Source organism: Janthinobacterium sp. JF4 (assembly GCF_059617925.1).
In genome coordinates this window covers 18,216-27,834 of record NZ_JCAQAV010000054.1, presented here as the reverse complement: position 1 = coordinate 27,834, position 9,619 = coordinate 18,216, and the positions used below count along the sequence as shown (strand labels likewise).

The following is a 9,619-nucleotide window of genomic DNA, read 5'->3' as shown; positions in this document are numbered from 1 at the left end:
TGGCCCGGAACAGGGCCATGCTGCGACGAGGAATATGATCGCACGAAACTAAACAGCTACGCTCATATCGGAGATGAGTAGCCAGGTTGACTATGGTGAGGTAAATCTTCGCGTTGACCTCGGCCATGTGTTTACGCACTTGAACAGGGCTTGGCATCTGCGTGACTTAACGGAAGACCTCGATCAAGAGCAGTGGCAGCGAGCCAGCCAATTTCCCAAGGACTTAGACCCGATATAGTTCATGGACGATGGGCTGGATACTGCCCAAAACATACATTCGCGTTCATGTGACAATGTGTGTTTTTTTCGTTTGGCAATTCGTTATGCTCTTCGGCGGCTACTGGTATATTTGGATTCGGACCGTTACCACTAGCTGCCAATCACTGACATTAAGGAGTTGAGTTTGGGATTATCTACAGCGGGGTTGGCATTTCGGCCTAACGCATTCACGATGGACGAGCAGGAGCTAGTGCAGAGGGTCTTTGGAAGTAGCTCTTTCAAGCCGCCAGAAACGCAAAATGCGCATGATATCCGTGTGCCTGGCAATGTGGCAGTCGAGTCAAAGAACGGTGCGACCTTTCTTTATAACGGTGAGATTGCGGGAGAAATTCTCTTCGATGGGCAATCGCTCGAGCCTTCAGTATTTGCGGCACTCGGGGCGCCAGAGCTAATTGTCGTTTTCTGTCATTATGATTCGGGCGGCTCGTTTGGCTATGCCATCGTTAAAAACGGCATCACGGTTCGCTCACGAGTTCACACCATGGAAAAGACGACGGATGTAGGAACGCCAAATAAATTCGAGCTGCCGTGGCTGCAAGCAGAGCCGTTTATTGAGGAAGAAGGTGAGCCACCGGTTTACCGCAATCTAAGTACGGGGGAAGTCACCTCTGATTTCTACCTTACGGCGCTTCTGCTCGTTCAGGTGATGAATGCGTTCTTTGGCCTCGTACCTTGGGATGAGTGGAGCTATAGGACCAAGCTAAATTTCTACAGTAGATAGCCTTCTGCGAAAATGGCTGTGTCATCGGCGGGGAAAGCGCGGCGGAAGTTCCTGTGATGGAGTCTCGGAAGCATTCAAGTCGCTATAGCACTTGGCCGATATCGGCCAAAAGCAGCCGTTGCCAGAGATGGCTTTCCGCAGTTCCCTTCTGCCTGAATCGCGACCATGAAGAATCAATACCGTGTAACAAAATATGACCCATCGCTGAGAGATCCGACAGGCGCATACACAGGTTGCGATTGGACTTCGCGATCTGATATCGGACGGGTGTTTGACGGTGGGATGCTGTCTGAGGCGGTATATCTGAATGTTGAAAATAGCTACCTGTCTGCTATGAAAAGTTTCCTGGATGAGGCAGGTATCGAGTCATTGGAGTTGACGGCATTGGAATGTCGCGACGCCACCGCAGATGGCTTTCTGCACCGGGGGAACCTATCTATTGCTCGAAGCCTCGATTTCGCGCGTCTAGTCCTTCGCGAAGAGGCCTGGGGAAAACTCGTCGTGCCAGGTAAGGCCTATGTCCACTTTGGCTATGACTACTACATGTACATCGGAGTACCCTCGAAATGCGAGCGGTCGATTGCCATCGCACGCGATCTAGGTCTATTTGTCGAACGAATTCGCTCGCCTTATCTTCGTCAACAGCCATTCAGAGAAGTTACCCGTTGACTCCGTAGAGGTCCGCATTTTACCGACGAATTGGGCGGAAGCGGGCGGTGCTACTGGGGCAAAACGCCATCGGTACCTTAGACTTTCCTGATCCATAGTTCTTGAAAGATGCAAAGTCGATGGAACGTGTTAGGAGCCTGGCCGTCCTGCATAGCACCAGGTGTACGATTTCGTAGCTGCCTGATCCAACGACGAGATCCGATCTGACGTGCCTATCCCCTGCCCTGCAGAGACTCATGCCACGGTAGCAAAAATAGGCCTTCCCCAGCCATAACTGCCGGCGAAGGATAGCATAGCCGACGGGTGCACCAGCCGAGCGCCCGCTTTTGCGCGCGATAGCGGCACAGTTGGCTACGATAAACTAGCCCATCTTCTGCTCTGTACGCTTGATCTAATCGGGGACTTTGCGCGCTGGAGGTGGCCTTGCGCTCAAGGCAGACGCGACATGGCACCTGACGGTATTACGCCAAAACTGATGCTCGTCATGGCCGCTTAACCTCTACTTTTAGCACGCTCTAAAACTGGGGGATTGCCCGTCGTGCTGATATCCACCAGACGTTTCTCTCGATTGCCTGGATACTTATCTGCTGGCGACATATTCGGAGATTTTCCTAGGCCTTCTTAGTCTATCTTGTCTTGGCATCGATATTGGTTAATGAGACTGAACCGTGTAAGGTGTGGTATACAGCGGTGAGCCGCATTCCAATTTTTCTTATTTGGCAACTTGCCATCGTCGTAGTTTGGAGCAATATGAAGCATCCGTATCCACCGTATTCTGCCATTGAGCTTGCGCTGAACGAAGTTATTCTAGCTGCTCGCTTGAAAGGTGTAAGCTTCAAGAATACTGAATTGATTACTACGTCAGAGGAGTGGGATAGAGAACTTGTGGTTTTATTTTTTTATCAAAATAACACTGATGTGCAATGGAATCAAGAAACCGGCATTAATGAATGGTTGCAGCGAAAATTCGTAAATGAACTGAATGCCACCAAAGTCCGCTATGGTTTTTCTGAATTTCCAGAGATCACTTTCATGTTTGACTCCGAAGAAAATGTTAAGGCGAATTTTCAAGGGGATTATTTTTTACGGCTAAGGTAGCGTCTCGTGACCACCGTTTAGTTCGCAATCCAGTTGCTGACACTCATTTTGGAAGGGGTGAATTGCCACCCGTCGCTTACACTCCCCTGATCCATAGTTGTTGGCGCCGACCTAAAATTGACCCACCGCGCCGATCCAAATTTGACCCAGGGCGAGGTGCTGCATTCTTGCGTTGCAGCTGTGGATAAGTGTACCAAATATGGAAGTGGAATTCGTGTAGGGCGAAGCCCGGAACGAATTCCACTTCCGCTTTTGCGCTTTATTTAACGATATAAACGATTTATTTTATTATCTTGTTTTTACTCGCTTTCATCCTCCCCAGCGGCGTTCGGGGCTGCCTTGTCCGCTTTGCGCTTCTGTTCCCGCGCCTTGATCCTGCCCTTCGCCGCCATGCTGCTGTGCTGGAAGCGGTACGACTCGTTTCCGGTCTCCACGATGTGGCAATGGTGGGTCAGCCGGTCCAGCAACGCCGTGGTCATCTTGGCGTCGCCGAACACGTTCGACCATTCGGCGAAGCTCAAGTTGGTGGTGATGATGACGCTGGTGTGCTCGTACAATTTCGACAGCAAATGGAACAGCAAGGCGCCGCCGGCCTGGCTGAACGGCAAATAGCCGAGTTCATCCAGCACCACCAGGTCCATTCGCAGTAACGACAGCGCCAGTCGGCCCGCCTTGCCGTCGCGCTTCTCGCGCTCAAGCACATTGACCAGGTCGACGGTGGAGTAAAAGCGCACCCGTTTACCCTTGGTCGCGATGCCCGACACGGCCATCGCGGTGGCCAGATGGGTCTTGCCGGTACCCGGGCCGCCGATCAGCACGACGTTTTGCGCCGTGTCGGTAAACGTCAACGTGGCAAGCTGGCGCACCAGCGGCTGATCGACCTTGCTTGATGCGAAGTCGAACCCGGCCAGATCGCGATGCAAGGGGAACTTGGCGGCAAACATCTGGTGACTGACCGAACGCATGGCCCGGTCGGTATGCTCGGCCTGCAGCAAGTGTTCGATCAGCCATGTCGACGCCGCCACCGCGCTCTCGTCTTGTTCCTTCAATTCGTCCCAGGCGCTGACCATGCCGTGCAGGCGCAACTCCTTCAGTTCGGCGGCGATATCACGCATGATCGACCTCCACCAGATCGCCGCCGGTGGCGCGCAGGCTGTCGTAGCGACCGGTGTTGGCGACCGGCGCGTCCTTCAATTGCAAACTGGTCTCGACCGTCGCCGGCACCGGGCCGGCATTGAGCCGCGCCAGCACATTTTCGACGTGCTCGGCGCTCAGCACACCCGACTCCACCACCAGTACCGCCGCCAGCCCCGCCGTGGGCACGGCGGCCAGCACTTGCGCCATCACCTTGTCGCCGCCGGCGTGGCGCAGCAGGCCCTGTTTGAGTCGCAGCAATGGCGCCGGCAAGTCGGTGAACGGCGCGCCGTTGCGCAGCGCCCCCGGCTTGCGCTGCACCAGCGGGATGTAGTGCTGCCAGTCGTAAAGCACCTGGCCGCGCTCGGCCACGCGCTCATGGCTGGCAACGATGGCGTCGCCGGCGACGACGCACACTTTCCCCGGATACAGCCGCGCGCTGACCATCTGCCCGGCGAACTCGCACGGCACCGAGTAGCGGTTGCGGCTCACCGTCACCAGGCAGGTGGACGACAGCTGTCTACTTTGCCAAGTGCATCAACAGCACTGAGCCCTAGGCAACCCATCAACAATTTGAATCCGCCACCGGCGCCGCAGCCACGGCAAACATAGTTGCCGTGGCCAAACTTATCCGTGTACTGAAACCGGTCGGTGCCGCCGCAGTCACCCAATGGGCACGGCTGATTACGTTGGTTGAGCACTGTCGCATCCACGCCCAGCGCCAGCAAGATTTCCGTCCATCTTCCAAACGCGCGCTGCTTGACTTGCTGAAAATGCGCGTTGAATTCTTCCTTATCTCTGCTCATGTCGCCCTCCCTATGTCAGTCCCTGAGAGGATTGCCTCGGCTCGATGCATGCCACACGGCGTGTAAACAGCCACCCGTGATCCATGGCAACGCCAATCTCCCCAGACAGCAGTTCGTTTACAGTGAAGGACATCGCTCTTCTATCCGGACGCCCACGCTGGGGATCGACCTGAAAACCGCCCGGCACTAAGGACAAGCGTATTAACCGCAGTTCTTGACCGAGGTAAAAAACCCGACCTGCCTTCCCCACAACAATCTCGCTTTCCTTGATCCTGAAAATCAACTCATCGATGTCCCGCACCCGACAGAAGCGAACGGAAGGGAATGCAGCGGCAATGAAGGCATCAAGCATGGCGCCCTCCCTTCGTATTTACCTGGCGTCCAGACTTGCCGACACGCGCACGCAAGCAATCCTCATCTTTTGCTGCATCCAGCGATGTAAAAAGATCGGATTGATGATGGTGCTTGATCTGCTCATTCATCCACTGCGGATTCTTGAATAAATTGTCGGAAATCCAGTCTGGCTTGGCCAGTACCGCCTGACGGACCCACGCTGGGTAGGCGTGCAGCGCGCTCATAAACCAGCGGCACAACTGGGAACCAATCCAATCGCGCACTTCCTGCGCATCGATGGCGCCGATGAACGGTAGCTGCGACAACGGACTGCCACTCACCACCTTCATACAATTGACGAAGGAAAACGGCTGCGTATCCCGAACCGGATCCGTGAATACCCAACGAACCAGTTCAAACTTCTCATCCAATGGCGTTCGCGGGTCGCTGAGCAAGCTCACTTTGCGTAATAGCCACCAGTGCAATGCCACCAACTCCTCTTCTGAAAATTCAATCGCGTCATCATTCGTCTCGCGCGCGGATACCCTTTTTACAGGTTCGCGCGGCACGCCATGATGGAAAGAAGTGTCCCTATCCTGGGGGACGCGACAATAGTTGATCTGATATCTGCTCATGATTGCCTCGCACAAGAAAATGGGACAAGGCAACTCCCTCCCGGGCCGCATCGTCCCAAAGGGGGAAATAGATCATCCGGTTGCTACGACGCACTGGAACTTCAATTGACTGGCTTGATACTGTCGGCTGATGCCGTTTCGGCGGGATGCCAGCTACCGTCCTGAAAACGCATGCAAAGTGCTTTGACGTAACTGCGCGGTGCGCGTGGCGCGTGGCGCGTCAAAACACTCTCGTTATTCAGGAATGCGGACGTCAAACCTGGAAACAGGAAACGGTCCAATCGGTGCTGCGGCGCGCTTAGCGCAATTGATAAGGCTTGCCGGACGATGCAGGGCTAGCTACTGCGATAATACTTTAGGCCGCCCTTCCCTGCCTGTCAACGCAGGTTCGACGAAAAATGCTACTGGCAAATCCACCGGCACTGGGAACACGCAGTTGCGTATGCATCCATACGTGTATCGACGTGCCCGAATGGCGAACGCAGTACCCGCAAATACGCTTCCAAAGCTCCGCGCATTCCTCTTGAATCAACAGGATGGTGAGTACACCATGTTATGTAGCCCAGTGGGCATTTTCGAGGACATCACCATGAACTACCCAGCTCCCACCCATTTGATCGTCACGCGTGATCACGGCGAAACCAACAGGAAGTTGCTGGCCAAGGAGGCCGCCGCCGATCTGACGCGCGTCGAATCAGCGAGCCGCAAGGTCAATATCACGCTCGCCAGTCCGGAAGGCAAGCGTTTGTACTTGCGCTGCTTCTACGTATCACAAGCGAATTTCCATTTTATTTCCGTCTTTGCCAGGATGAAATTACCAGCCGAGGATGTCGATAAAGTGGAGCAGGAATTGCGCACCATGCTTGACGCACGCATTGCCCTGGCGAACCAGCGTATCGTCGCTTTCGAGAAACTGTGCCATCAACACGGCATCACCGACTTGGCTAGCTATGACATCGAACCACTTGCCATCGAAGCGAAAGTGTTTTCTATGTTCGGCCGGCGCCTACTTGAATTGATCAGCAAAGTCGACCAGCTCATGCCCATGCTCGAAACCTTGTGCATTGACGAGGCGCTCTCGACAAGCCAGCTCATCACCGAAAAATCGCAGATCAAGAAAACCGTTCGTGCAGTGACCGCCACCACGCGGGCGCTGTCCCTGGGCCTGCTCAAACGAATCAATGCCCTGTCCGTATCCGAACGCAAAGCCACCACACCGAACAGCCAGGCATCCCCTGGCGAGGGGTCCGGCATGCACACAGCGTTCAACGGAGTACATCAACAATCAGGCGCCCCAGAGGCCAATGCGGCCCCTGAGAGCGTTTTGAGCGATCCTGCTACGGAGATGGGCGAAGAGGCGTCCGCGAGCCCCTGACAGGCTTAATAAGCCTTGCTACCCGCATCGGGGATAGGGAGACTACAAACCACCGCGCCGGCACGGAGGAAGCCATGTGCATAAAAATGATGCTCTGCAGTGAACTGCCTGTGACCCAGGCATGGTGTATCGCTGCGATGGAAACCGCGTTTGGTCCGGCCTATCGCATGGCCCCAGGGACCGCCTGTATGTCTCCCCTGGACACACTCCTGATACACAACGGCATTGCAATGATCGTGATCGAGCAGGTATCGAGGTTCGCCCCGAAGGATGTCCGGCAACTGATCAAGTGGTGCCATGCCCACGACAAGGCTCTGCTGGTGTGCGGAGCGTTGTCAGAGGAAGAGCGGGAATCCTACGGGTTAAGCCATTGCATCGCGATTGACATCACTGCCCTACACGCGCCGGTATGTATCCAGTGGACGTCCTGCGCCGGCACGCTCCAGCTGTTCGAAGAAATGTTCGTACCTACGCTGAAAACCGTCCAGCGGACCGCCCATCTCTACTGTTCCGGGCTACGCTGCCGGCACCATCGTCGTAGAGAGGTACCAGGTACTCAGCGCATACAGACACCTCTCAAGGGACCAGAGCGGAGGAAAAGTCCCATAGGCCACTCGCATGCCAACGCTTTCCATCATGATCACTACCAATCGGCTACATGCCACTGACGACCGCCGCTACAGCACCCATCAATTGCCGTGAAATACCACCAAAATATGCCAGTTTTTAACTTGATGCCCACGATCAGCACGGCCACCATGACTCAGGATCATCCGTCATCGGTCATGGAGACAGTTCATCATGAAATACAATCCCTCTTCGAACCAATCGCCCTTTGCGCCCTCGGTGTATCCAGCCTTTGGTCAGCGGGAATTTTTCGGCAGCATCAAGCGCCAGCGTCAGGCCGCTCAGAAAGCCAGCCGATCGTCCCGCGCAGCACGTACTCTTAACGAGAGCGACCTCAGGATACCTGGCCGGGTCCTCATTAAACGCCGCCAGCTCTTGCAGAAAGTGCCGTTATGCGAGCGCACCATCCTGAACCTCGAAAAACGAGGAAAATTTCCCCGGCGCTTTTGTATTACCTCGCGCCTGGTCGCGTGGGATCTCAAGGAAGTGGATGCCTGGATCGCAGAACAGCAAGCGGCGGCACGCCTGCCAGCGGTGCCGCAGGCACAGCCTGTGCCACGCAAAGCGCTCAGGTAGTCTCTCACTCTTTCAGCTTTGTCCAGGCGTCGATCATGTCTGCCCACTCCTGCAGCATGGTTCGGCGCTGCACCGAATACTCGGCCTTGTTGTACACGGCTCGCACGCCCTTCTGCTCGTGGGCAAGACATTTTTCGATCCAATCGGTGTTGTAGCCGGCTTCGTGCAGCAGGGTCGATGCTGTTCGCCGCAAATCGTGCGGCGAAAAATCGGCCAGTTGTTTCCCACAGTCTCGCGCCGTGGCGCAGACTGACACCAGGATGCGATTGAGCGAAGCACCATTCATCGGAACATCAGGGTCATATCGCGATGGCAAAATATAATCGGATGTGCCAGCACAGGTACGCAACGCAACGAACATATCCAACGCCTGGCGCGACAGATAGACATTGTGGGGGTTGCGGCGCTTCATCCGTCGGGCCGGAATGGTCCATAGAGCATCGGTAAAGTTCACCTCACTCCATGTTGCGTCCGTCAATTCGGATTTGCGCACCATGGTGAGCAACAGTAATTTGCAAGCTAGGCGCAAGGTCGGCGCGCACTGCACGTATTCGATATGTTCGTAGAACAGCGCGATCTCTTCGGCCCCCAACGCGCGGTCGCGCGGCTCAAATACGGCAATTGATGAGGGAGCGACCAGATCCGCAGGGTTGATTATCTGTTGTCCTCGTTGTTCCGCATACTTGAAGACCAGTTTGACGATATCGCGCGCGTGCACGGCCGTCGCAGGGGCGCCACGTGCGAGGATGGCGTCGCATACGGAACGTAACTCGTTGTGCGTTATTTCATGCAGCAAGAGACTGCCAAATGGGCGCTTCAGATCGCGTTCATACACCGAGCGCCGCATATCCCGCGTCGACTCCGCCATTTTGTACTTGAGCAGCCATTGTTCAGCCCAGGCACCGAACCGGCCACCAGCTGCGGCCTGCGTCCGCACCTGCGCTTTGAGGCGAGCCGGTGACTTTCCTTCTGACAACTCCTTTTTAGCCTCGCTTAGTCGGGCTCTCGCCTCCTGCAGACTCAAACCCGAAGTACCATACTGGCCGAGTACCAGCGTTTCCTGTCGGCCATGTACGCGGTAATTATAGCGAAACGACACGGTACCACTTTTAAGCACAAGAGCGTAAAGTCCATCGCGGTCAGGCACCTTATATGCCTTATCGGCAGGCTTAAGATTTTTCAGCTTGGTGTCAGTGAGCATGATCCACCCTTTCGGTACCATCACGTTAGCAACGTCACTTCATAATATCTCACCAAATCAAATACTTATACAAAAAAAACCTATTCACTTTAGGTGAAATCGAGGGCAAATCGGGGGAGTAAAAGGGATTTGATACCATCAGCGTGACATCTCTTCACCAAAGAA

10 protein-coding genes and 1 pseudogene are annotated in these 9,619 nt (G+C 55.0%); 5 read left to right on the top strand and 6 right to left on the bottom strand.

Annotated features, from left to right (window positions below; genetic code table 11):
* Nucleotides 1-451 precede the first annotated feature (451 nt).
* From AC54AF_RS25070 to AC54AF_RS25060, 3 genes are all read left to right on the top strand, one after another.
* The gene (locus AC54AF_RS25070) at nt 452-1,000 is read left to right on the top strand and encodes a hypothetical protein (RefSeq protein WP_496638731.1); all 549 of its coding nucleotides are present in this window, start codon (nt 452-454) and stop codon (nt 998-1,000) included.
* Nucleotides 1,001-1,165: 165 nt separating this feature from the next.
* Nucleotides 1,166-1,669, top strand: coding sequence for a hypothetical protein (locus tag AC54AF_RS25065; RefSeq protein ID WP_496638730.1), 504 nt, complete (start codon nt 1,166-1,168; stop codon nt 1,667-1,669).
* A gap of 690 nt (nt 1,670-2,359) precedes the next feature.
* Entirely contained in the window at nt 2,360-2,767 is a 408-nt protein-coding gene (locus AC54AF_RS25060; RefSeq protein ID WP_496638729.1) for a hypothetical protein, read from the top strand.
* A gap of 299 nt (nt 2,768-3,066) precedes the next feature.
* On the opposite strand, the gene istB is transcribed toward AC54AF_RS25060, so the two are convergent.
* The 5 genes and pseudogenes from istB to AC54AF_RS25035 form a co-directional block, all read right to left on the bottom strand.
* A complete protein-coding gene (gene istB, locus AC54AF_RS25055; RefSeq protein WP_496638728.1) occupies nt 3,067-3,882 on the bottom strand; it encodes an IS21-like element helper ATPase IstB in 816 nt (271 codons plus the stop codon).
* Nucleotides 3,875-4,420: pseudogene (locus tag AC54AF_RS25050) on the bottom strand (Mu transposase domain-containing protein); the annotation flags it as partial. The gene istB and the pseudogene AC54AF_RS25050, both read right to left, overlap by 8 nt.
* Nucleotides 4,396-4,707, bottom strand: coding sequence for a primase-helicase zinc-binding domain-containing protein (locus tag AC54AF_RS25045; protein ID WP_496638727.1), 312 nt, complete (start codon nt 4,705-4,707; stop codon nt 4,396-4,398). The pseudogene AC54AF_RS25050 and the gene AC54AF_RS25045, both read right to left, overlap by 25 nt.
* Before the next feature lie 10 nt (nt 4,708-4,717).
* Nucleotides 4,718-5,059, bottom strand: a complete 342-nt coding sequence (locus AC54AF_RS25040; protein ID WP_496638726.1) for a hypothetical protein — start codon at nt 5,057-5,059, stop codon at nt 4,718-4,720.
* Nucleotides 5,052-5,675, bottom strand: a complete 624-nt coding sequence (locus tag AC54AF_RS25035) for a hypothetical protein (protein WP_496638725.1) — start codon at nt 5,673-5,675, stop codon at nt 5,052-5,054. The genes AC54AF_RS25040 and AC54AF_RS25035 overlap by 8 nt, the downstream gene beginning before the upstream one ends.
* A 589-nt stretch (nt 5,676-6,264) precedes the next feature.
* On the opposite strand from AC54AF_RS25035, the gene AC54AF_RS25030 reads away from it, so the two are divergent.
* Nucleotides 6,265-7,050, top strand: a complete 786-nt coding sequence (locus AC54AF_RS25030) for a DUF1845 domain-containing protein (protein ID WP_496638724.1) — start codon at nt 6,265-6,267, stop codon at nt 7,048-7,050.
* A gap of 801 nt (nt 7,051-7,851) precedes the next feature.
* Nucleotides 7,852-8,253, top strand: coding sequence for a helix-turn-helix transcriptional regulator (locus AC54AF_RS25025; protein ID WP_496638723.1), 402 nt, complete (start codon nt 7,852-7,854; stop codon nt 8,251-8,253).
* 4 nt (nt 8,254-8,257) lie between these two features.
* Here AC54AF_RS25025 and AC54AF_RS25020 read toward each other — a convergent pair whose 3' ends face one another.
* Complete coding sequence (locus AC54AF_RS25020) at nt 8,258-9,454, bottom strand: tyrosine-type recombinase/integrase (RefSeq protein WP_496638722.1); 1,197 nt, start codon at nt 9,452-9,454, stop codon at nt 8,258-8,260.
* Nucleotides 9,455-9,619: the final 165 nt, after the last annotated feature.

What these genes read in the sequence shown, in the direction of transcription:
- AC54AF_RS25035 (WP_496638725.1), bottom strand. Translation starts at nt 5,675, where the DNA reads ATGAGCAGATATCAGATCAACTATTGTCGCGTCCCCCAGGATAGGGAC.
- AC54AF_RS25020 (WP_496638722.1), bottom strand. Translation starts at nt 9,454, where the DNA reads ATGCTCACTGACACCAAGCTGAAAAATCTTAAGCCTGCCGATAAGGCA.
- AC54AF_RS25045 (WP_496638727.1), bottom strand. Translation starts at nt 4,707, where the DNA reads ATGAGCAGAGATAAGGAAGAATTCAACGCGCATTTTCAGCAAGTCAAG.
- AC54AF_RS25040 (WP_496638726.1), bottom strand. Translation starts at nt 5,059, where the DNA reads ATGCTTGATGCCTTCATTGCCGCTGCATTCCCTTCCGTTCGCTTCTGT.
- AC54AF_RS25030 (WP_496638724.1), top strand. Translation starts at nt 6,265, where the DNA reads ATGAACTACCCAGCTCCCACCCATTTGATCGTCACGCGTGATCACGGC.
- AC54AF_RS25065 (WP_496638730.1), top strand. Translation starts at nt 1,166, where the DNA reads ATGAAGAATCAATACCGTGTAACAAAATATGACCCATCGCTGAGAGAT.
- AC54AF_RS25025 (WP_496638723.1), top strand. Translation starts at nt 7,852, where the DNA reads ATGAAATACAATCCCTCTTCGAACCAATCGCCCTTTGCGCCCTCGGTG.
- istB (WP_496638728.1), bottom strand. Translation starts at nt 3,882, where the DNA reads ATGCGTGATATCGCCGCCGAACTGAAGGAGTTGCGCCTGCACGGCATG.
- AC54AF_RS25070 (WP_496638731.1), top strand. Translation starts at nt 452, where the DNA reads ATGGACGAGCAGGAGCTAGTGCAGAGGGTCTTTGGAAGTAGCTCTTTC.